This window comes from Glycomyces mayteni (genome assembly GCF_042428885.1).
Taxonomy (GTDB): Bacteria; Actinomycetota; Actinomycetes; order Mycobacteriales; family Micromonosporaceae; genus Glycomyces; species Glycomyces mayteni.
On record NZ_JBHMBP010000003.1, the window covers coordinates 418,217 to 438,913 of the forward strand.

21 protein-coding genes and 1 tRNA gene are annotated in these 20,697 nt (G+C 71.5%); 5 read left to right on the top strand and 17 right to left on the bottom strand.

Features of this window, described 5'->3' with window-relative positions; genetic code table 11:
• Positions 1-18 precede the first annotated feature (18 nt).
• The 5 genes from ftsX to ACFFXY_RS14490 all read right to left on the bottom strand — a co-directional run bounded on the left by ftsX (position 19) and on the right by ACFFXY_RS14490 (position 5,147).
• Entirely contained in the window at positions 19-894 is an 876-nt protein-coding gene (gene ftsX, locus ACFFXY_RS14470; protein ID WP_382351625.1) for a permease-like cell division protein FtsX, read from the bottom strand.
• Between the two features lie 22 nt (positions 895-916).
• Positions 917-1,597 (bottom strand): cell division ATP-binding protein FtsE, encoded by a 681-nt coding sequence (ftsE, locus tag ACFFXY_RS14475; RefSeq protein ID WP_106362569.1) that lies wholly within the window; start codon positions 1,595-1,597, stop codon positions 917-919.
• 243 nt (positions 1,598-1,840) lie between these two features.
• Positions 1,841-2,959, bottom strand: coding sequence for a peptide chain release factor 2 (gene prfB / locus ACFFXY_RS14480; protein ID WP_382351629.1), 1,119 nt, complete (start codon positions 2,957-2,959; stop codon positions 1,841-1,843).
• Positions 2,960-3,078: 119 nt separating this feature from the next.
• Positions 3,079-3,582 carry a PadR family transcriptional regulator gene (locus ACFFXY_RS14485; protein WP_106361802.1) on the bottom strand — a complete coding sequence of 168 codons (504 nt, stop codon included), beginning with the start codon at positions 3,580-3,582 and terminating at the stop codon, positions 3,079-3,081.
• A gap of 230 nt (positions 3,583-3,812) precedes the next feature.
• The gene (locus ACFFXY_RS14490) at positions 3,813-5,147 is read right to left on the bottom strand and encodes a protein kinase domain-containing protein (protein ID WP_382351632.1); all 1,335 of its coding nucleotides are present in this window, start codon (positions 5,145-5,147) and stop codon (positions 3,813-3,815) included.
• 249 nt (positions 5,148-5,396) lie between these two features.
• Here ACFFXY_RS14490 and ACFFXY_RS14495 point away from each other — a divergent pair, with 249 nt between their 5' ends.
• On the top strand, positions 5,397-6,203 hold the full coding sequence (locus ACFFXY_RS14495; RefSeq protein ID WP_382351635.1) for a PP2C family protein-serine/threonine phosphatase: 807 nt from the start codon (positions 5,397-5,399) through the stop codon (positions 6,201-6,203).
• A gap of 75 nt (positions 6,204-6,278) precedes the next feature.
• On the opposite strand, the gene ACFFXY_RS14500 is transcribed toward ACFFXY_RS14495, so the two are convergent.
• A complete protein-coding gene (locus tag ACFFXY_RS14500; protein ID WP_382351638.1) occupies positions 6,279-6,971 on the bottom strand; it encodes a TetR/AcrR family transcriptional regulator in 693 nt (230 codons plus the stop codon).
• Between the two features lie 119 nt (positions 6,972-7,090).
• On the opposite strand from ACFFXY_RS14500, the gene ACFFXY_RS14505 reads away from it, so the two are divergent.
• Complete coding sequence (locus ACFFXY_RS14505) at positions 7,091-7,765, top strand: hypothetical protein (protein WP_382351641.1); 675 nt, start codon at positions 7,091-7,093, stop codon at positions 7,763-7,765.
• A 54-nt stretch (positions 7,766-7,819) separates the two neighbouring features.
• Here ACFFXY_RS14505 and ACFFXY_RS14510 read toward each other — a convergent pair whose 3' ends face one another.
• The 4 genes from ACFFXY_RS14510 to eno form a co-directional block, all read right to left on the bottom strand.
• On the bottom strand, positions 7,820-8,743 hold the full coding sequence (locus ACFFXY_RS14510) for a Ppx/GppA phosphatase family protein (RefSeq protein WP_382351644.1): 924 nt from the start codon (positions 8,741-8,743) through the stop codon (positions 7,820-7,822).
• Positions 8,740-9,273: a DUF501 domain-containing protein gene (locus ACFFXY_RS14515; protein ID WP_382351646.1), complete on the bottom strand. Its 534-nt coding sequence runs from the start codon at positions 9,271-9,273 to the stop codon at positions 8,740-8,742. Before ACFFXY_RS14515 ends, ACFFXY_RS14510 begins: the two co-directional genes overlap by 4 nt.
• A gap of 4 nt (positions 9,274-9,277) precedes the next feature.
• Positions 9,278-9,805 carry an FtsB family cell division protein gene (locus ACFFXY_RS14520; protein WP_359944193.1) on the bottom strand — a complete coding sequence of 176 codons (528 nt, stop codon included), beginning with the start codon at positions 9,803-9,805 and terminating at the stop codon, positions 9,278-9,280.
• Between the two features lie 133 nt (positions 9,806-9,938).
• Positions 9,939-11,219, bottom strand: coding sequence for a phosphopyruvate hydratase (gene eno, locus ACFFXY_RS14525; RefSeq protein ID WP_382351649.1), 1,281 nt, complete (start codon positions 11,217-11,219; stop codon positions 9,939-9,941).
• 338 nt (positions 11,220-11,557) lie between these two features.
• Here eno and ACFFXY_RS14530 point away from each other — a divergent pair, with 338 nt between their 5' ends.
• Together ACFFXY_RS14530 and ACFFXY_RS14535 are read left to right on the top strand one after the other, a co-directional pair.
• On the top strand, positions 11,558-12,193 hold the full coding sequence (locus ACFFXY_RS14530) for a hypothetical protein (protein ID WP_382351652.1): 636 nt from the start codon (positions 11,558-11,560) through the stop codon (positions 12,191-12,193).
• 216 nt (positions 12,194-12,409) lie between these two features.
• Positions 12,410-12,482: transfer RNA gene (locus tag ACFFXY_RS14535), tRNA-Glu, on the top strand.
• Positions 12,483-12,532: 50 nt separating this feature from the next.
• Here the strand turns inward: ACFFXY_RS14535 and ACFFXY_RS14540 are convergent.
• Complete coding sequence (locus ACFFXY_RS14540; protein ID WP_382351655.1) at positions 12,533-13,939, bottom strand: MFS transporter; 1,407 nt, start codon at positions 13,937-13,939, stop codon at positions 12,533-12,535.
• A gap of 182 nt (positions 13,940-14,121) precedes the next feature.
• Complete coding sequence (locus ACFFXY_RS14545) at positions 14,122-14,532, bottom strand: hypothetical protein (protein ID WP_382351657.1); 411 nt, start codon at positions 14,530-14,532, stop codon at positions 14,122-14,124.
• 194 nt (positions 14,533-14,726) lie between these two features.
• Between ACFFXY_RS14545 and ACFFXY_RS14550 the strand changes: the two genes are divergently transcribed.
• Positions 14,727-15,374, top strand: a complete 648-nt coding sequence (locus ACFFXY_RS14550; RefSeq protein WP_382351660.1) for an HNH endonuclease family protein — start codon at positions 14,727-14,729, stop codon at positions 15,372-15,374.
• Between the two features lie 47 nt (positions 15,375-15,421).
• On the opposite strand, the gene ACFFXY_RS14555 is transcribed toward ACFFXY_RS14550, so the two are convergent.
• From ACFFXY_RS14555 to ACFFXY_RS14575, 5 genes are all read right to left on the bottom strand, one after another.
• On the bottom strand, positions 15,422-15,868 hold the full coding sequence (locus tag ACFFXY_RS14555) for a hypothetical protein (RefSeq protein ID WP_382351663.1): 447 nt from the start codon (positions 15,866-15,868) through the stop codon (positions 15,422-15,424).
• A gap of 75 nt (positions 15,869-15,943) precedes the next feature.
• Positions 15,944-16,159, bottom strand: coding sequence for a DivIVA domain-containing protein (locus ACFFXY_RS14560; RefSeq protein WP_106366157.1), 216 nt, complete (start codon positions 16,157-16,159; stop codon positions 15,944-15,946).
• A gap of 92 nt (positions 16,160-16,251) precedes the next feature.
• A complete protein-coding gene (locus ACFFXY_RS14565; RefSeq protein WP_382351666.1) occupies positions 16,252-18,420 on the bottom strand; it encodes a transglutaminase TgpA family protein in 2,169 nt (722 codons plus the stop codon).
• Complete coding sequence (locus ACFFXY_RS14570) at positions 18,417-19,697, bottom strand: DUF58 domain-containing protein (RefSeq protein WP_382351669.1); 1,281 nt, start codon at positions 19,695-19,697, stop codon at positions 18,417-18,419. Before ACFFXY_RS14570 ends, ACFFXY_RS14565 begins: the two co-directional genes overlap by 4 nt.
• Positions 19,694-20,674, bottom strand: a complete 981-nt coding sequence (locus ACFFXY_RS14575) for an AAA family ATPase (RefSeq protein WP_359945541.1) — start codon at positions 20,672-20,674, stop codon at positions 19,694-19,696. The genes ACFFXY_RS14570 and ACFFXY_RS14575 overlap by 4 nt, the downstream gene beginning before the upstream one ends.
• Positions 20,675-20,697: the final 23 nt, after the last annotated feature.

Below are 20,697 nucleotides of genomic sequence, written 5' to 3' on the forward strand. Positions count from 1 at the left end.
GCCCCGATCAGGTGAGGGTCAGACCTTGATGTTGAACCGCAACGTGATCCACGCGGTGACCGCGGAGATGAGCGCGGAGATGCCGGTGAGGATCGGCAGCAGCATGAGGATCGACTGCATGCTGATCGGCGGCATCAGGGAGAACAGGTCCTTGAACTGGCCGTCGATGACGAGGAACTTCGCGGCGATGAGCGTCGCGAACGCGAAGATCGCGCCGATGACGCCGGCGAAGACGGCCTCCAGGACGAACGGCGCCTGGACGAACCAGTTCGGGGCGCCCACGAGCTTCATGATGGCGACCTCGCGGCGCCGCGAGTAGGCGGCGACCTGGATCGTGTTGGCGACCAGCATGAGGGCGGCGATGCCCTGGACGAGCGCGACGATCAGGGTGAGGCGCTGGGCTCCGCCGAGGATGTCGAACACCTGCTGGAGGATGTCGCGCTGGTTGGTGACCTGGTAGACGCCTTCGCGCTCCTGGAAGTCGGCGATGAGCTTCGGCGCGTCGTCGATGTTCTTCATCTTGATGCGGAAGGCCGCCGGGAGGACCTCGGGGTCGACGGAGTCGACGAGGTCCTTGGACTCCTCGAACGTGTCCTTGAACCGCTCGTAGGCCTTGTCCTTGGACTCGAACACGACCTGCTCGGCGTAGCCGGAGGCCTCCAGGTCGGCCTTGAGCTGGTCGGTAGTCGGCTGGTCGATGTCGCGGTCGAGGTAGACGACCACTTCGAGGTTGGTCTGGTAGTACTCCTCGATCACGTCGACCTGGTTGTACAGCAGCAGGCCCGCGCCGAGCATCGTCAGCGAGACGGCCATGGTGATGATCATGGCGACGGTCATGGAGATGTTGCGCCACAGTCCGAGGAAGACCTCGGACATCACGTACTTCGCGCGCATTAGCTCTGGTTCTGCCTTTCGCTCAGCCGTAGACGCCGCGCGCCTGGTCGCGGACGATCTGGCCGTTCTCGATCTCGATGACGCGGCGGCGCATCTGGTTCACGATGTTGGAGTCGTGGGTGACCATGAGGATGGTGGTGCCCGTCCGGCTGATCCGGTCGAGGAGCCGCATGATCTCGATCGAGGTGTCGGGGTCGAGGTTACCGGTGGGCTCGTCGGCCAGCAGGAGCAGCGGGCGGTTGACGAACGCGCGGGCCACGGCGACGCGCTGCTGCTCGCCGCCGGAGAGCTCGTGCGGGTAGCGGTGCTCCTTGCCGCCGAGGCCGACCAGTTCGAGGACCTCGGGGACGACGCGGCGGGCCACGGACTTGGGCTTGCCGATGACCTCCAGCGCGAACGCCACGTTCTCGGCGGCGGTGCGGTTCGGCAGCAGCCGGAAGTCCTGGAACACGCAGCCGATGCTCCGGCGGTACGCCGGGGTCTTCCAGCGGCGCAGCCGGGTCACGTCGGTGTCCCCGACGGTGATCTTGCCCTTGTCCGGGATCTCTTCGCGGAGCAGGAGCTTGATGATCGTGGACTTACCCGCACCGGTCGGGCCGATGAAGAAGACGAACTCTCCCTTGTCGATGAAGACGTTCATGTCCTCGACCGAGGGCCGGTTCGACCGGGGGTAGTGCTTGGTTACACCCTCAAGCTGAATCACGAGGCGGAGTCTATCCGCCGAATTCCGGAGCCGGTCCGGCGGCTCCAGTACAAGCGTGGCATATTCCGTCGTTTCCGACCCATATGTCGCGACCGCCCGGTGGTAACGACGCGATTTCGCCCGAACGGGGGAAGCACATGTGGTCAGGAGGCCCATGCACGCGCGTCGAAGGGTCACCGGGCGGGCACGGGCCGTCCACAGCGGATCGTAGATCCTATAGGAAATACGATCTACGATCCGGGGCTACTCGGCGTTCTTCTCGCCGCTCTTGCGCCAGCGGATGCCCGCCTCCAGGAACCCGTCGATGTTGCCGTCGTAGACGCCCTTGACGTCGGCGGTCTCGAAGCCGGTCCGCAGGTCCTTGACCATCTGGTACGGGTGCTCGACGTAGGAGCGCATCTGGTCGCCCCACGAGGCGGTGGCCGAGCCGCGCAGCTCGTCGACCTTGGCGCGCTCCTCGTCGCGGGTGCGCTGGAGGAGCTTGGCCTTGAGGACGGCCATCGCGGTGGCCTTGTTCTGGAGCTGCGAGCGCTCGTTCTGGCAGGAGACGACGATGCCGGTCGGGAGGTGGGTCAGGCGCACCGCCGAGTCGGTGGTGTTGACGCCCTGCCCGCCGGGGCCGGAGGAGCGGTAGACGTCCACCCGGATCTCGTCCTCGGGGATCTCGTCGATCTCGTCGGTCTGCTCCAGGGCCGGGACGACCTCGACGGCGGCGAAGCCGGTCTGGCGGCGCCCCTGGTTGTCGTATTTCGAGATGCGCACGACGCGGTGCGTGCCCTGCTCGACGGAGAGGTGGCCGTAGGCGTACGGGCCCTTGACGGCGAAGGTCGCCGAGCGGATGCCGGCCTCCTCGGCGTAGGACACGTCGTACACCTCGGTGCCGAAGCCGTGCGGCTCCGACCAGCGCAGGTACATGCGCATGAGCTGCTCGGCGAAGTCGCAGGCGTCGGCGCCACCGGCGCCGGAGCGGACGGTCACGACGCAGTCGCGCTCGTCGTACTCGCCCGAGAGGAGGGTGCGGACCTCCAGCTCGTCCACGGCCTTGCGGATCGAGGCGAGCTCGGCGCCGGCCTCGGCGGCCGCGCTCGGATCGTCCTCGGCGTCGGCGAGCTCGAACAGGACCTCGACGTCGTCCATGCGCCCGTGCAGCGAGGCGAGCTTCTTGAGCTCGGCCTGCACGGCGGAGAGGCGGGAGGTGAGCTTCTGGGCGTGATCGGGGTCGTCCCACAGCCCGGGGTCGGCGGCCGCGGCCTCAAGCTCGGACAGCTCGCGCCGGAGCGCGGGGAGGTCGAGGACGGCCTCGACGCTGGCGAGCGTCGCCTTGAGTTCGCGGAGATCGGCGGAAACATCGACACTGGTCACAACAGATCAGGGTACGCCTGTATTCGGGCTCATACGAAACGGGACGCGAGCCCTGCTGGGCCTGCGTCCCGTTCCGTGCTTGATGTCGTGCGTCCGGCTCGGCGCCGGGGTCCGGCGGTCTACCGCTTCTTCAGCCAGCTGAGGGCCGAGCGGTGGTAGCCGATCGCGAACTCCATCGCGACGGCGGCGTTCGGGTCCTCGTCGGCGTAGTCCTTCGCGGCGGCACGGGCCTCTGCCAAGGCCTCCTGGTGCTGCTCGACCGCGTCGGCGAACATCTCGTCGGCAGTGTCCTTCGAGAGGTAGTCGAGGAAGGCCGTGCGCAGCGCGACGGGGTCGCGCAGCTGGCCGATCCGGGCCGGCTCGTTGAGCCAGCGGGTGAACGCCCGCTTGCCGTTGGCGCTGATCGTGTAGGGCACCGAGGCGCGCGGCCCCGGCTTCCCGACGCGCACCAGGCCGCCTTCGGCGAGGGCGGGGAGTTCACGGTAGACCTGCGAGCGCGTCATGGTCCAGTACGGACCGAGGCGACGGGTCGCCTCGGCCATGAGTTGTCCGCCGGTCATCGGTCCTTCGTGCAGCAAGCCCAGCAATGCTGCTGAGGTCGCGTTGAGTTCTTTTCCTGCCATGCCCGACAGGATGCCATGTGGATGCCGCCCTGACAAGTGGACAGCTCCAATGTGTCGATAGACCCCGACCGATGGTTCGTGCTGCGTGACCACGGAAAGCACTGCAAGCCTTGTGAATCCGACGGCGAGCGATACGGGATTGCAACGCCTGATCGGAGAATTCCAATCGTGTGATCCCCATCGCCCTCATCGGTTCGGGCGACGCGGCGTCACTCGCCGCGCATGGATCATTATCGACTGTCGCGGCCGTTTTCACTTGTCGGCATGGGGGAACCGATGAGGTCCGATCCGGGCGAGTCGTCGTCGGAACCGTCCTCGGTGGAGCCTCCATTTTCATCCTCTGATCCGGACATATCAGGTGATTCCGCCCCGTTGTCGGGGCTCTCCGACTCCGGCCCTTCAGGAGTGGCCGACTCCGCGTCGGCGGTGGCCGAGGCGCTCGGGTCCGGTTCCGTTGGGTCCGCAGAGGACTCGTCCTCGACGGGGGCGGACGTTCCGGCCTCTTCAGACGGATCGCCCGCATTCTCCGCATTCGGGACGTCGGGTCCGGTGAGGGCCGCGACGGCCCAGACCGCCGCGGCCGCGAGTCCCACGAGGACCAAGGCGGCCACGAGGAACCGGCCGCGCCGCGCGGGCTCGGCGGGCGGCTCCTGCCCGGCGGCCAGGAGCGCGCCGATGCCCTCGGCGGCGTGGGGCGTGACGGGCTCGTAGGAGAAGGACTTCGTTGCGTCCCGTTCGCGCAGTTCGGGTTCGATGGGCGCGGTGGCCTGGCGGGAGAGGCGCGGGGCGAGGCGGCGCAGCTCGGCGGCAATCGCGTCGAGGTCGCCGCGGGCGCGCGGGTCGAGCGCCAGGAGCGTCTCCACGACCTGCCACAGGTCGCGGTCGACCGCCGCGGGCCTGACGGGGATGCGGGTGAGGTGGCGCTCGACGACCTCGGTGATGGACCCGCCGCGGTAGGCGCTGTGCGCGGTGAGCGCCTCGTAGAGGACGAGCCCGAGCGCGTAGTTGTCGACGCCGGTGCTCGCCGAGTCCCCGGAGGCGACCTCGGGGGCGATGTACTCGGGGGTGCCGTGGGAGGGCGCGGTGCGGGAGGCGGCGGCGCGGGCGATGCCGAAGTCCACGAACTTGACCCCGTCGGTCCCGTCGAGCATGAGGTTGCCGGGCTTGACGTCCGAGTGGCGGTAGCCCGAGCGGTGGACCGCGGCGAGGGTCTCGGCGGCGCTGGCGCACCGCAGGGCGGCCTCGGCGGCCGGGAGGGGCCCGTGGACGCGCAGGTGCTCGCGCAGGTCCAGGCCGTCGATGAACTCCAGGACGACCGCGCAGACCGCGTCGGTGACGATGAAGTCCTTGACCGCGACGACGCCCGGGTGGTCGATGGTCCGCAGGATCTCGGCCTCGGCCCGGAAGGACTCGAAGATCTCCGCCTCGCCGCGCAGCTCCTCGCGGAGGACCTTGACGGCGACCCACTCGCCGGTGATCCGGTCGAACGCCCGCCAGACGACGCCCACCGCGCCCCGGGCGATCTCGTGCTCCAGGACGTAGCGGTCGGCCAGCACGGACTTCATGGCAGCTCCCGGGGGTGGGTGGCGAAGCGGGCTGAATCCAGTGTAATCGGGACGTCACCGCAGCTCAGCGGCGGGTTGGCAGGGTGGCACGATCGGGGGATACAGCGCGGGGCGCGTCCGGTGCGCGGACCGGGGCTCAACGGTCGCGTCCTGTGAGTGCGGGACCACTACACTTGCGCCCATGTCCCTCGAACGGCCAAGCTTTGAACAGACTGCCGAAACTCAGTGCCGAATCAGTGGTGATCGCCTGTGACCGAATTGCGATGGCGCTACGGCGCCGCCACCGACGTGGGCAAAGTCCGCGACCTGAACGAGGACTCCCACCTCGCGTCGCGGCGGCTGCTCGCGGTCGCCGACGGCGTGGGCGGCGCCGCCGCCGGCGAGGTCGCCAGCGGGGTGACCATCGCCGAGGTGACCCGCCTGGCCCGCCGCTCCCCCGCGGACGCCCACGCGGAGCTGGGCGAGGTCGTGGAGGCCGCCCGCGACCGCATCCGCGCCGCCGTGGCCGAGAACCCCGAGTCCGAGGGGATGGCGACGACCCTGACGGGCCTGTGGCTCGGCGACGACGCGGTCGACATCGTCCACATCGGCGACTCCCGGGCCTACCAGGTCCGCGGCGAGGACTTCGTCCAGGTGACCGTGGACGACTCCTACGTGCAGCACCTGGTCGACGAGGGCGCCATCACCCCCGCCGAGGCCCAGGACCACCCCTACAAGTCCGTCGTCACCCGCGTGCTCCAGGCCAACCCCGCCCCGGCGCACTTCGAGACCCGGCCCGCGCAGATCGGCGACCGGTACATGCTCTGCTCCGACGGGCTCAGCGACGTCGTGGACGACGCCGTGATCGAGAACGTCCTGCGCGACTTCGCCGACCCCCAGGCGGCCGCGGAGGAGCTGGTGCGCCTCGCCCTCGAAGGCGGCGGCCCCGACAACGTCACCGTCGTCGTCGGCGATGTCTCCGAGCACCGCGCGCGCCGCCGCTGGCCCTGGGTGCTCGCCGCGGTCGCGGCGGTCCTCCTCGTGGCCGCGATCGCCTTGGGCCTGTACTTCTTCTAGGAGGCCGGTTCGACGCACGGCCTCCGGGACTCCGCGCGAGGGCCGTCCGGCATCCGCCGGGCGGCCCTTCGGCGTTCAGTCGAACGCGAGGCCGAGGTTGGCGCCCTCGGCGCGGGCCGCGTAGTCGAAGTACGCGGCGTCGTCGGCGGTCACGTTCTTCAGGTGGCCGTGCAGCTCGTAGCCGATGATCCCGACGAGGCGGTTCCAGGCGAGGATGAGCCGCGCGGTCTCCTCGACGGTGAAGGCGCCCTCTTCGAGGAGCGCGAGCATGGCGGGCTCGATCGCGGCCGGGTCGCACTGCGGGCCGGTGTAGGGGCGCAGGCCGGGGCCGCGCTTGGCGTCCGCGACGATGCGCGCGAGCGTCAGGGGCATGCGCGCGGCGATCTCGGTGGTCAGGTGCGGGGCGGCGTACCCGGGGACGGGGGTGCCGAACAGCAGCGCGTACTCGTGCCGGTTGGCGAGGGCCCAGTCGCGCACGCCGTTCCAGACGCCGGTCCAGCGGTTCTCGGGCACGGCCTTCGGGCGGTCGGCGCGCTCGGCGGCCTCGCCGACCTCGTTGTAGGACTCGATGAGGAGCGCGGTGAGCAGCTCGTCGCGGCTCGCGAAGTAGCGGTACACGGCCGAGGAGGCCATGCCGAGGTCGCGCGCGACCGAGCGCAGCGACAGCCCCGGGGCCCCGACCTCGCCGAGCTGGCGGCGGGCGGTCGCGAGGATCTCCTTCGTGAGCTCGGCACGGGCGCGTTCTCTGGCGGTTCTCGGCGCGTTCATGAGACCAGTGTACAGAAACGAGAGCACCGCTCTTGCATCCTTGGAAACGATGTGCAATCATTGCTCTCAACAGAGAGCACCGCTCACCAAAGCGAGCGGTGGACCCCCAAGGAGCATCCATGACCCGCACCGCCCCCGATCCCCGAGCCCGCATGGGCGCCTTCGCCTTCGCGCTCGCCGGGGTCCTCTTCGTCGTCTACGAGGCCGTCGCCCCGCGCGCCGACCAGACCACCCTCGAAGGCGCCGCCTCCTGGGCCAGCGCCGGATGGTCGATCGCCCACGTCTCGGCCATCGTCGGCCTCATCCTCATCCCCCTCGGGTACGGCGCCCTCCGCGGCTTCCTGGAGGGGACGAAGAACGAGAAGACCGCGTTCCTGGCCGCTACGATCGGCTACATCGGCTCGGGCCTGACGATCTCGTACTACGGCGCGGAAGTCTACGGCCTCAAGGCGATCGGCGAGCGCGCCGTGGCCGACGGGGACGCGACCCTGACCGAGGTCGGCGACGCGTTCCGCTACGACGCGACCGCCATGACCGTGTTCGCGATCGGCCTGGCGCTCATCGCGGTCGCCGGCGTCCTCGCCGCGGTCGCGGTGTGGCGCTCGGGGGTCCTGTCGAAGTGGTCCGGCGTGCCGTTCGCCGTCCTCATGGTGACGTACCTGCCGCAGTTCTTCCTGCCGCAGTCGGGCCGGATCGCCTGGGGCGCACTGGTGACGGTGTCGGCGCTGTGGCTCGCGGCCGAGCTGTGGCGGGCCTCCTCGAAGGCCCCCGCGAGGGAACTGCAAGCAGTGTAAGCGGATACGGGAGCGGCCCCCTGCGAATCGTCGCAGGGGGCCGCTCCGTACGTCCTAAGCGGACAGCGCGATGCCGTCGAGGATGTCGTGCTCCGAGATGAGCACCTCGCCGATGCCGCTGCGCTCCATGACGGTCCGCAGCACGAGGACGCCGCCGACGATGACGTCGGCGCGGCCCGGGTGCATGACGGGGATCGCCAGGCGCTCGTCGAGACCGGCGGCGGCCAGGTCGTCGGCGACCTGCGCGACCTGCGCGTAGGTCAGGCGCGTGCCGTCGATCGCGTCGGGGTCGTAGGCGGGCAGGCCCAGGGAGATCGCGGCGACGGTGGTCGCGGTCCCGGCGACGGCCACGAGCTCGGTCGCCTCGCGGCCGGGGTCGGCCACGGCGAGCGCCTTGTCGACGATGCCGGTGACGTCGGCGACCGCGGCCCCGATCTCGCCGCTCAGCGGCGGGTCGGAGTGGAGGTGGCGCTCGGTCATGCGGACGCAGCCGACGTCGACGGAGATCGCGGCGACGACGTCGCCGCCGGTGCCGCGCACGAACTCGGTGGAGCCGCCGCCGATGTCGATGAGGAGGCGCTGGCCCTCGTGGGCGGGGAGGGTGGCGACGGCGCCGGTGAAGGACAGGCGGGCCTCCTCGTCGCCGGTGATGACCTCGGGGGCCTGGCCGAGCACCTGTTCGACCATGGCGGTGAAGTCGGCGGCGTTGGCGGCGTCGCGGCTCGCGGAGGTGGCGACCATGCGGACCGCCTCGGCGCCGTGCTCCTTGATCTGCGCGGTGTAGTCGGCGAGCGCGTCGCGGGTGCGCGTCAGTGCGGCCGCGGAGAGGCGGCCGGTCTGGTCGACGCCTTCGCCGAGGCGCACGACCTCCATGCGGCGCACCACGTCGTGGAGGCGGCCCTCGTCGTCGACGTCGGCGATGAGGAGGCGGATGGAGTTGGTGCCGCAGTCGATCCCGGCGACGCGTCGGGCGCTCATTCGGCGGCCTCCTGCTTCGTCGCGCAGCTTGAGGTGCGCCACCACTCGGGGAGCGCCTCGATCGCCTCGTCGCCCATGGGGCTGACCCCGGGCCCGGCGGCGAGCGCGTGGCCGACGAGGGCGTGGAGGCATTTGACGCGGTCGGGCAGGCCCCCGGCGGAGACGCCCGCGATCTCGGGGACGTCGCCGAGGCGGGCGCGGCGGGCGAGGTAGTCCTCGTGGGCGCGGCGGTGGTGCTCGGCGAGCTCGGGGTCGGCGTTCAGGCGCTCGTTCATGTCCTTCATGACGCCGCCGCCTTCGAGGCGGCCGATCGCGGAGGCGGCCTTGGGGCAGGTCAGGTAGTACGTGGTGGGGAACGGCGTGCCGTCGGGCAGGCGCGGTTCGGTCTCGACGACGGCGGGCTGCCCGCAGGGGCAGCGCCAGGCGACGGCGCGGGCGCCGCGGATGGGGCGTCCGAGCTGCTTGGTGACGGCGGCCGCGTCGGCCTCCGTCACCGGCTGCGGGTCCTGCGGCCACGCTTCGGGCTTCACTCGGTTACTCCCCCGGTTCCTCGGTCTCGTCCGGATCAAGCTGATCGGCGTCTTCAAAGGTATCGGTGAGCGCTTCGTACCAGGGCTTGTCGGCCCCGGATTCGTCGTCCTCGCCACCGGTGTGCTTCGGGTCGTCCTCGTCGATGACGATGACGAGGTCCTCGCCGGGGGGCACGAGGAGGAGGCTGGAGCGGATCTGGGCCTCGACGTACTCGGGGTCGTCCCATTTGAGGCGCTCGGCCTCCAGGTCGTCGATGCGGTCCTGCTGGGCGGACTGCTCGGCTTCGAGGCGGTTGATCTCGATGCGCTGCTCGACGTAGGTGCGCAGGGGGTAGGCGTAGGCGAGGGCGAGCGCGGAGAGGACGAGCGCGAGGACGGCGGCGCGGCGGGAGACCTTCTTCGCGGGCCGGTACCGGACCCGCTTGACCTCGGCGCGGCCCGCGGCGCCGGGGGCGGGGCGCCGGGCGGCGCGGGTGCGGCCGGGACCGGTGGATCGTCCTCCGGGGCGGCTGGGTCGGCGGCTCGCGTTCACGGGCCCAGCCTAGTCGATGCGGCAAGGCGGAGGCCCCCGCGCCGAAGCACGGGGGCCTTCACTTCAGGTTCCCTTCAGGCGGCTTCAGGTCCGCTTCAGGTTCCCCTGGATACGTTCTTGCTCGCCGATCCGACTACTTGCCGAACTTGGGGAAGGCCGAGGCGCCCGCGTAGCGGGCCGCGTCGCCGAGGTCTTCCTCGATGCGCAGCAGCTGGTTGTACTTGGCGACGCGGTCGGACCGGGCCGGGGCGCCGGTCTTGATCTGGCCGCAGGTCATGGCCACGGCCAGGTCGGCGATGGTGGTGTCCTCGGTCTCGCCGGACCGGTGGCTCATCATGCAGCCGAAGCCCGCGCGGTGGGCCATCTCGACGGCGTCGGTGGTCTCGGTGAGCGAGCCGATCTGGTTCACCTTGACCAGCAGGCCGTTGGCGGCCTGCTCGTCGATGCCGCGGCGGATGCGCTCGGGGTTCGTCACGAACAGGTCGTCGCCGACGATCTGGAGGCGCGAGCCGACGGCGGCGGTGAGCGCGGACCATCCGGCCCAGTCGTCCTCGGAGAGGGGGTCCTCGATGGACACGAACGGGTAGGCGCCGATGAGCTCCTCGTAGTAGGCGCTCATCTCGTCGCCGGTCTTCTTCTGGCCCTCGAAGAGGTAGGCGCCGTCGGTGAAGAACTCGGTGGCGGCGACGTCCATCGCGAAGGCGATGTCGGTGCCGAGCTTGTACCCGGCCTTCTCGACGGCCACGGCGATGAGGTCGAGCGCGGCGCGGTTCGACTCCAGGTTCGGCGCGAAGCCGCCCTCGTCGCCGAGGCCGGTGGACAGGCCGCGGTCCTTGAGGACCGACTTGAGCGCGTGGTACGTCTCGGCGCCCCAGCGCAGGGCCTCCTTGAACGTCGGCGCGCCGATCGGGGCGATCATGAACTCCTGGACGTCCACGTTGGAGTCCGCGTGGGAGCCGCCGTTGAGGATGTTCATCATCGGCACGGGCAGGAGGTGCGCGTTCGGGCCGCCCACGTAGCGGTACAGCGGCAGCTCCGCGGAGTCGGCGGCGGCCTTGGCGGCGGCGAGGGACGCGCCGAGGATGGCGTTCGCGCCGAGGTTCGACTTGTCCGGGGTGCCGTCGGCGTCCAGGAGCGCCTGGTCGACGAGGCGCTGCTCGGAGGCCTCGATGCCGATCAGGGCGTCGCGGATCGGGCCGTTGACGTTGTCCACGGCCTTCTCGACGCCCTTGCCGAGGTAGCGGGACTTGTCGCCGTCGCGCAGCTCGATGGCCTCGAACGCGCCGGTGGAGGCGCCGGAGGGCACCGCCGCGCGCTGAAGCGTGTCGTCGTCGAGCAGGATCTCCACTTCGACCGTGGGGTTCCCGCGGGAGTCGAGGATCTCCCTGGCGCGGATGTCTTCAATTGCAGCCACTGTCACTCCTGAGATAGCCGAATCATGACTATCGGCCCGATTACGGGGCCGTGTCCGAAGGATTTCGGCCGACCCGACACTGCGCCGGCCACAGCACCCCAGCCTACGCCCCGGCCCCGGCGGCAGTGCCTCCGAGCCGCGAAAACGCGATGGCGGCGACGGGCCCGCGTCGTGTTACATGGAGGCTGGATAGGGCGCTATAAGGTGGAGTCCTATCTCAGATCAGACACCTGTGCTAGGCGTGCCCCCCGGATGCCGACGCCCGAACCGCGGCTCGCGAGCGCAGCCGAGAGCGGCCCCGGCGCCTCCATCGCCGAGCACTACGGAAGTGGAGCCCCATGATCGTGCAGAACCCCCTCCGGCGCTGCGCCGCCTTCGGCGCGGCGGCGCTGCTGGCGCTCGCCGCCGGCTGCTCCGGAGGCGAAGGCGGCGAGGAGACGGCCTCGGAGGACCAGGCCGCCCTCACCGAGCTGAGCGAGCGCCTCGTCGACGGCGAGGGCCACGCCTACACCGCCGAGTACCTCGTCGAGGGCTCGGACGACGCCCTGCTCGTGGCCGTCGACCCCGACGCGGGCACCGCCGCCGTCGTCGTCGGCGACCGCCCGTCCCTGTGGGCGGGCGAGGACGCCGCCGACCTCGCCGTCTGGCTCGGCCAGGAGCTCGACGGCCTCCTGCCCACCGACGAGGACGTCGCGTCCTGGCTCGCCGCCGCCGCGGCCGACGCGGCCGCCAGCGCCGAGTTCTCCGACACCACCCTCGCCGGCGAGCTCGCCGACTGCGTGGACGTCCAAGGCGCCGCCGACGCCCCCGTCGGCTCCTTCGAGGTCTGCGTGACCACCGTCGGCGTCATCGCCAGCATCACCGCCAAGGTCGGGGACGACGCCTTCGGCGCGAAGCTCGTCAACTACCACGACGGCGTCGACTCCGCCTGGCTCGACGGCATCACCGGACAGACCACCACCAGCAACCAGTGAGAATCACGCCGCACCTCCCGCCCCGGCGCGTTACAGTCGCCCGGCGGGCCGGGACGGGCGCAACGGGGGTTCACCTGAAAAGGTGTCGGCGCCACGCCCGGCCCGCACTCCCCTGACGTAGGCCACATCACAAGCCATATCCCGCTTGCGCACCCCCTCCCCCGACCATGTACAGTTGTCTCCGTTGCCGCGGCCAGCCCGCGAACAACAAGGCAAGCTCCCGTCGTCCAGGGGCCTAGGACGCCGCCCTCTCAAGGCGGAAACGGCGGTTCGAATCCGCTCGGGAGTACGTATATAGCTCAGGGACCAACTTCGGTTGGTCCCTGAGCTTTTTGGTGTTTAAGGGTTGGTTTTGGTGGGGCGGAGGGTGAGGGCGGCGAGGAGGGCTGCTGCCAGGGCGAGGGTGGCTGCGGCGGTGAAGGCGGTGGAGAAGCCGTCGGTGAGGGCGGGTTTGTCGCCGATGTCGGCGGCGCCGTTGGCGACGGCGAGGGCGGTGATGACGGCGAGGCCGAGGGCCGAGCCGATCTGGTAGCCGGTGTTGACGATGCCGGAGGCGAGGCCGCCCTGCTCGGGGCGGGCGCTGGAGATGGCCAGTTGGAGCGAGGGGATGAACGCCAGGGCCATGCCGAGCGCCGCGAGGAGCGAGGCGGGGAGGACGTCGGCGGCGAAGGTGCCGTCGGGGCGGATGAAGGAGAGCCAGAAGAGGCCGCCGGCGAGGAGGACCAGGCCGGTGATGACCATGGCCTTGGCGCCGAAGCGGGCCATGAGGCGGGGCGCGAGGGCCACCATGCCGATCATGATGAGCGCGGTCATCGGCAGCAGCGCCGCACCGGAGGGGAAGGCCGAGAAGTCGAGGACCTGCTGGAGGTAGAGGTTCAGGAAGAACCACATCGGGATCCAGGCCGCTCCGAGGAGGAGCTGCGCGAGGTTGGCCGCGCCGAGGTTCGGGGCGCGGAAGATCGCGAGCGGCATGAGCGGGTTGGCGCGCTTCGCCTGGAGGGCGAGGAACGCGGCGATGAGGACCGCGGCGCCCAGGAGGGTGCCCCAGGTGGCGGGTGCGGCCCAGCCGACTTCGGCGGCGCGGACGATGGCGAAGACCGCGGCGGCGAGGCCGAGGGTCGCGGTGAGGGCGCCGAGGAGGTCGATCGATCCGCGCTGGGCGCGGCCGCCGGGCAGGAGCGCCGGGGCGGCGGCGAGGGCGAGGAGGGCGATCGGGATGTTGATGTAGAAGACCCAGGGCCACGAGGCGTACTCGGTGATGAGGCCGCCGAGGAAGACCCCGGCGGTGCCGCCCGCGGGCGCGGCGGCGCCGTAGAACGCGAACGCCTTGGTCAGCTCCTTCGGGTCGGAGCCGAACAGCATCATGAGCAGTGTGAGCGCCGAGGGGGCGATGAGCGCGGCCCCGGCTCCCTGGACGCCGCGTCCGGCGAGTTCGGCGGCGGGGTTCTGGGCGAGTCCGGCGACGAGCGAGCCGGCGGCGAGGATCAGCCAGCCGAGGCCGAACATCCGGCGGGCGCCGAGGAGGTCGGAGAGCCTGCCGCCCAGCAGGAGCAGGCCGCCGAAGACGACGACGTAGGCGTTGAAGACCCAGGAGAGGCCCTCCTGCGTGAAGCCGAGGTCCTCCTGGATCTTCGGGAGGGCGACGCCGATGATCGAGGTGTCCATGATGACGGTGAACTGGGCCAGGGCGATGAGCGCGAGGGCGATCCAGCGCCGTGAGGCCGGTGGGGTCGCGGTGGACGACATGTCCGTCTCCTATACCGGTAGGGGGTATGCCTGAGGGGCACTACTCCGTTGGTGCGCATGAGCTCCGAGGACCGGCGCTCCGCATGGAAGTAGTTCTAACATACCCCCCGGGGGTATCCGCAACCGATGTGGCGCAGATCGCCGAACGGCGAGGGCCCGGCCGAACGGCCGGGCCCTGTCGTTCACTGCGCCTTGGTGATCGCGGCGGCGACTTGTCTGACCTCGTCGATGCCCTGGCGGCCGAAGGGGTCGCGGACCTCGACGGCGAGGCCGGGGGCGAGGAGGCGGGCGGCCTCGTGGTCGCTGACGAGGCCGTCGGCGCCGAAGGGCTCGGGCTTCCAGTCGTCGCCGCGCTCGTGGTACTCGGCGAGGAACGCGCGCAGGGCGTCCATGTCGGCGAGGGCCTCGCCGCGCATCGCCTGGATCTGGAGGTCGACGCGCCAGGCTCCGGAGTCAAGGCGCGTCTCCCAGACGCGCTGGACGAACTTGACGTCGCCCCATTCGAACTCGAAGTCGGAGGCGGAGCCGAGCCGGTCGGGCAGGTACCCGATCGCGAGGCCGCCGATGTGCGTTTCCTGGCTGCTCACAGTCATGTCTCCATTGTAGGTATTTGCGTGTGGAGTGTGCTATTGCCTCTAAATCCTGCTTGTCCGTGAATCAACTGTTGCGTAAGTTCGCCATGTCTTGTGGGTAAAAGATGTGATTCACCCCTTGCGTCGCTTCGTCATCCCATGATTCGATGATTTCCGGTCCCCCGCACTCCCCCACTTCCCCCGCAGGAGCCTCCATGCAGACACTCAAGCGCGCGGCCGCAGTCGTCTCGGCCGCGGCCCTCGCCGTGTTCACGGTCCTCGTCCTCGACGCCGCCCCGGCCCAGGCCGTGCGGCCGCCGGGCATCCCGTCCCTGTCCACCGCGCAGTCGGAGCTGAACGCGCTGACCGTCGCCTCCGAGTCCCACGGCGACTCGTACGACCGGGACCTGTTCCCGCACTGGTCGAGCGTGGGCGACGGCTGCACCGCGCGGCAGTACGTCCTCAAGCGCGACGGCAGCGACGTCGAGACCGGTTCGGACTGCCAGCCCGACTCCGGCTCGTGGCAGTCGGACTTCGACAACCAGTGGACCTCGACGGTCTCGAACGCCACGGTCGACCACGTGGTGGCCCTCTCCGAGGCGTGGGCGTCGGGCGCCTGGGCCTGGAGCACGGCCGAGCGCGAGGACTTCGCCAACGACATCAGCTCGCCGCAGCTGTGGATCGCGACGACCTCGGCGAACTCCTCGAAGAGCGACTACGACCCGGCCGAGTGGATGCCGACGAACACCTCGGTCCGCTGCGACTACGTGAAGGCGTGGACGCACGTGAAGTACCTGTACGACCTGACGGTCGACGCGGCGGAGAAGTCGGCCATCCAGTCGCACTTCGACGCCTACTGCTAAGGCCCGGAACCGGCGGCGCCCTCGGACTCCGGGGGCGCCGCCGCCGTTCACAGGAAGTTCGCGGTGGTGATGAGCCCGGTGATCGCCGCGAGGGACAGCGCGACGACGGCGATGACGAGGCCGGTCGTCGCGAGGCCCTTGCCGGAGATCCCGCCGCCCGCGCCGCGGATCTGCTTGCGCGCGTGGAGGGCCAGGAACAGCGAGCCGATCCCGAACAGGGCCGAGCTCATGAAGAAGGTGAGCCCCGCCCAGGGGGTGACGATCGCGAAGATCATGCCCGGCAGCGCGCCGAGGACGGCGCCGATGCCGGCGACCAGGGAGCCGATCGCCGGGCCGGACGGGATGGGCCGCAGGCGCGGCTGCACGATCATGAAGCCGTCGATGGTGACCGGCGCCGGGACGGGCGGCCAGTACGCGGCAGGTTGGAACTGCGGGACCTGCTGGTACGGCTGCGGGTGGCCGTGGACCGGCGGGCCCGGATGGGCGGGCTGCATGTGGGGTTGGTTCACGGGAGCCGGGGGCGGCTGGAGATGAGGATGGTACGGATCCTGCGCGGTCACGCCCCCAGACTATCCGCCGCGGAGCGTCCTCGCGACCTCGGCGAAGTACTCGTCGACCTCCGCGGTGTCGTAGCCGCGCAGAGTGAGCTGGAAGCCCATGTTCGTGAGCGAGTCGGGGTGGGGCGGGGCACCGGCGTCCGTCGCGGTTCTGATGCGGGCGACCGCGCGGTCGACTTGGGCGCGGTCGTATCCGCGGAAACGGACAGAGAAGAAGGGGTTCTCCATGCGTCACAGTCTGCCAGGTCAGCGCCACGCTTTGGGATCGGGCCGCCGTCTGATGAATTTGTGGGGAAATATCAACTTCTAACGGGCACAATCTAAGTGAGGAAGCGTTTCCACCTTTTCACCTGGTGCCGGATCCGCCCGGAGTATTCGGACGCGACGGCCGCGGCGGCGTCGGCGTCGGCCTCCGAGACCGCATGGGGGGCGAACGCCGCGGCGTTGACCAGACGCGGCAAAGGACCGATATCGGCCTTCAGCGTCGACAGGCGCGCCGCCGCCTCTTCCGCGTTGGCGTGGCCGGGGACCTTCACGCCCGCCCGCGACGCCGCCGCGAGGACCTCCGCCCACGCGCCCGCGACCCGCTCGGCGGGCGTCCCGCGCGTGAGCCTGCGGCGCCGGCGCAGGGCCCGGCGGGCCTTGAGGAGCAGCGGGACGCACGCGAGCAGGAGCGCCCCGAGCGCGTACCAGACCCACACCGGCAGGCCCCCGGCCTCCTCGGCGAGCGCGTCGTCGAAGTCGCCGTCCTGCTCCAGGGCCTCGTCGTTGAAGTCCTCGGCCTCGCCCCCGCCGCCGGAGTCCTCCTCGGGGCTGGGGGTCTCCTCCTCCATCTGCTCCAGGGTGTCCTCGGGCGGCACGGGCACCGCGTCGGGCGCGGGCATCGGGTCGAAGCGGACCCACCCGACCCCGTCGAAGTCGACCTCCGGCCACGCCGACCCCTGGGCGGCGGTGACGGTGCTGGAGCCGCCGGGGACCTCGAAGCCGACGACGACGCGGCTCGGCAGGCCGATGAGGCGCGCGATGATCGCGTACGCGGCCGCGAAGTGCTCGCTGGTGCCGCGCTGCCCGCCCGCGTCCACGGGGCTGCCGAGGAAGAACCCGAGCGAGGGCAGGTCGTGGCCCGAGGGCGCCTCGGGGTTGTACGCGTAGTGCCCGGCGAGGAAGTCCGCGAGCCCTTGGGCGCGTTCGTAGGGCGTGTCGTACGTGGTGCGGATGTAGTCGGCGATGGTCGCCATGATCTCGGGCGTGCCGGGCGGGACCGCGACGGTGGCGGCGTCGGCGAGGTTCGCGCGGGCGGTCTCGGCGGCGGCCGCATCGACCGCGACCAGCGCGGAGTCGACGTGGTACGTCGAGCCGGTGGCGAGCCCGTCGGGGGTGAGGAGGCACCGGGTGCCGAGGTTGACGGCGATCGGCAGGCCGGTCACCGACGCGGGGTCGGCGGCGGCGGGGACGAGCTTCCCGCCGAGGCCGATGATCTCGACGTCCGCGGAGTAGTCGGCGTCGCCGCTGCCGGGGATGACGGTGCCCGCGGTGCGGAAGTCACCCGCGGCCTGCCAGGTGGTGCCGTCGTACTCGGTGAGGACGGCGAGGCGCATCCACGCGTCGGCGCTGGTGTCGGCCTTGAAGAGGTCCTGGTCGGGGTACTTGGACCACTCGGCGATGCGCACGAGCGGGTTGAGGTCGATGTCGGTGAGGCGCGGCGGCTCGACGTACTCGCGCGGGTCGCCGGGGCTGGAGGTGACCAGGCGGGCCGCGACCGGGACGAGCAGCGCCATGACGGCGAGGAGGACCGCGGCGGTGGCGACCATGCCCATGAGCGCGGGCGCGCGCGAGGGCGCGGGGCCGTCCACGACGGCGTCGGTGTCGGGGCGGCGCTCGGGCGGGGCGGCGGTGACGGCGAGCGCGGCGGCGGCCAGGACGCAGAACGCGACGGCCCAGACGGTCCCTGCGGCGGCGTTGGGGCCGACGAGGTACAGCCCGGCGCCGTACAGGAGCGTCGGCGGCAGGCACCCCAGGAGCGTGCGGCCGTAGCGGATCGCGAACTCGCACGCGAGGGTCGCGGCGAGCCAGGTGAGGAAGACGGGGACGACGACCGTGTCGGGGGCGGGCTCGACGGGGATGAGCGCGGTGAGCGTGCGGGGCACGGCGTTCACGAGCGCGTCCGCGACCGTGGCCGGGAGCGGGTCGGCCCCGTCGGAGGTGATCGCGACGGCGCCGAGGAGGTACGCGGCGAGGCCGACGAGGGACGCGGAGGGCGCGAGGAACGCGGGCCGGTTGCGCAGCGCGAAGCCGATCGCGAACGCGCCGAAGGCCGCCCCGGCGACGAGGAGCAGGAGCGTCTGCCCGTGGTAGACGCGGGCGGCGACGGCGCCCGCGAGGGCGCACATGAGCGTCAGGGCGGACGCGACGGCGGCGACGCGGAGGCGGTAGCGGACGCGGCGGCCGCTGCGCTCGGGGCGGACGCGCTCGATCGGCGGGGCGGTCACAGGCGGGTCCCGCCGCTGTTCCAGGCCGCGGCGAACTGGTCGCCGTCGGCGGCGCGGACGGTGGGGAGGCCGCCCGCGAGGGACGCGGACGCGGGGAGCCCGGCGGCGAGGTGCACGGCGATCACGGTCGGGTAGGCGCGCTTGAGGAGCGCGAGGCGGTCGGTGGGCGGCTCGGTCCCGGTGATCCACACGAGCGTGTCGCCGTAGCGGGCGGCGGTGAGGCGGGCGACGTACCCGTCGAGGGTGTCGGTCGCGTCCGGGGCGAGCTCGGCGAGCAGGTCGCCGTAGGAGTCGCGCCCGGCGCCGGAGAGCACCGCGCCCGAGGCGGGCACGAGCGCGGCGTGGTACTCGGCGCGGAAGCACGCGGTGAGGACCGAGTAGGCGGCTTCGCAGGCGGCTTCGAACGGGTCGAGGAGCGGGTTCGGCGCGGGCTCGGCGGGCCAGGACCCGGGGCGGTCGTCGATCGCGATGGCAACCGTGGGGAGCGAGGTGTCGAGGTGCTCCTTGACCATGAGCTTCCCGATGCGCGCGGAGGTGCGCCAGTGGACGTGGCGCAGCTCGTCGCCGATGACGTACTCGCGCAGCGCGTGGAACGTCTGGGAGCCCTGCTCGATCTTGTCGGCGGTCCCTTCGAGGGAGCGGGCGAGGCCGTCGGGGGTGCGGGCGAGCTGGTGGAGGCGCGGGTGGATCCACAGCCGCGCGGAGGGCCCGAAGTTCCCGGCGGTCGCGGCGAGGCCGAGGAGATCGCGCTTGCCGATGCCGAGCGGCCCGGCGTCGACCGCGCCGCGGCGCTCGGCGCTGATCACGTAGCTGGCGGAGGCGCTCTTGCCGGGGCGCAGGCGCGCGAGCGGGACGGCGACGCGGCGCGTCTCGATGCCCGTGCCCGGCGGCGCTTGCGAGCCGGGCTTGAGCGCGGTGCCGTAGGTGTCCACGGCGCGGGCGTTGACGGCCCGCCAGCGCCCGGTGTTGGTGACGGTGAGCTGCACGGTCGCGGTGTGGCCCACGGAGACCCGGTCGGGGTGGACGGTGCGTTCGACGCCGAGGCGGGGCCGGGCGGCGATCACGGACCCGGCGGCGACGCAGGCGAGGGCCCCGGCGGCGCCGATCGCGGCGAGCTCGGGGTAGCCCCAGGCCCATCCGGCGGCGAGGAGCGCGAGCGCGGCGGCCGCGAGGCCCGCGCCGCGGGCGGTGACGGGGACGGCGAGCAGTCGTTCGGCCAGAGTGAACCGTGACGCCGCGGGCTCCTGCGGTGCCGCGGCCGGACCGGTCTCGCTCATGCCGCCGAGGCGGGCAGCGGGACCGAGACCTGGTTGAAGGCGTCGGCCACTACTTGGGCGCCGGTGGCCCCGCGCATCGCCGCGTCGGGCGCGAGCTGGATGCGGTGGGCGAACACCGGTCCGGCGAGGGCCTTCACGTCCTCGGGGATGATGTAGCTGCGGCCCTGGGACAGTGCGAACACGCTCGCGGCCCTGGTGAGGGCGATGAGCCCGCGGGGACTGACGCCGACGGCGACCTGGGGGTGGTTGCGGGTGGCGTTCGCGAGCTGCACGAGGTAGGCGTACAGGGGCTCGGCGATGTAGACGTGCTTGGCCATCTCGGCCATCTGCGCCACGGTGTCGGTGTCCACGACGGCGGCGAGCTGCTCGGGGCTGCGCTGGTGCGTGCCGCGCAGGACCTCGATCTCGGCGGCCTCGACGGGGTAGCCGACGGAGAGCTTCACGAGGAAGCGGTCGAGCTGGGCCTCGGGGAGGCGGTAGGTGCCGTCCATCTCGACGGGGTTCTGGGTCGCGACGACGAGGAACGGCTGCGGCACCTGGTGCGGGCGGCCGTCCACGGTGACGCGGCCCTCCTCCATGACTTCGAGGAGCGCCGACTGGGTCTTGGGGCTGGCGCGGTTGATCTCGTCGGCGATGACGATGTTCGCGAAGACCGGGCCGGGGTGGAACTCGAACGCGCCGCTGGCCTGGTTGAAGATCGTCACGCCGGAGACGTCGGAGGGCAGCAGGTCGGGCGTGAACTGGATGCGCCGCCACTGCCCGGAGACGGCCGCGGCGATGGCGCGGGCCATCGTCGTCTTGCCGGTCCCGGGCACGTCTTCGAGGAGGATGTGGCCTTCGGCGAACATGGCGGTCAGGGCGAGCCTGACCACCTCCTGCTTCCCGAGCACGACGGTGTCGACCGCCGCCCCGAGCCGCTCGAACGCGGCGGCGAACGACTCGGCCTGCGCGGCGCCCAGCTGGACCTGCTGCTGCATGCGCTTAGGCACCCGCAGCGGGT